At 54.2% G+C, this 489-nt stretch carries 1 protein-coding gene; it reads right to left on the bottom strand.

Annotated elements, in window-relative coordinates; genetic code table 11:
• Window positions 1–169: 169 nt before the first annotated feature.
• Window positions 170–489, bottom strand: a 320-nt coding sequence (locus tag KDM89_RS19605; RefSeq protein WP_212689572.1) for a hypothetical protein, incomplete at its 5' end; no start/stop codon positions are given.

The following is a 489-nucleotide window of genomic DNA, read 5'->3' as shown; positions in this document are numbered from 1 at the left end:
CAGTTGCCGGAACAAACCGGGCCTGGTGGATGGCAAGCCACAACAAACCTGGACGCACGTGGATTACGTCTGGAAACTCGACTGATCCCGCATAACAAAGGCGGTCAGACAGAACACCCGGGAGGGGGCAGTTCTGACCAACTGATAAAAGGAACGTATTACATCACCTTCAGGGAGTGCGAACTTGAGCATCAAATCGCCGGACTTTGTTAGTCAGCGACGTTCCCTTCGGGTTGCACGTCACAGGCGCGCCGGACTGCGTTAAGTACTTTGTCCATCGCACCACGATGGACGGCAGTACTTGCCTTGCCGGCACACCTGTGACGCACAACGCATCTCCCTGCTGATGACGTAATACGTTCCAGTAAGCACTACCAACCTTATTTTGTTTAAAGGAAGCACCATAATGAAAAACCGTTTCTCCGCATTCCTGGCTGCCGCCGTACTGGCCCTGACCGCAGCAGTTGCCGCACCTGTGATGGCACAAGA

Origin of the sequence: Cognatundibacterium luofuense (assembly GCF_018139685.1) — a bacterium.
Lineage (GTDB): Bacteria > Pseudomonadota > Gammaproteobacteria > Burkholderiales > Burkholderiaceae_D > Undibacterium > Undibacterium luofuense.
This window is presented reverse-complemented; position numbering and strand designations above follow the sequence as displayed.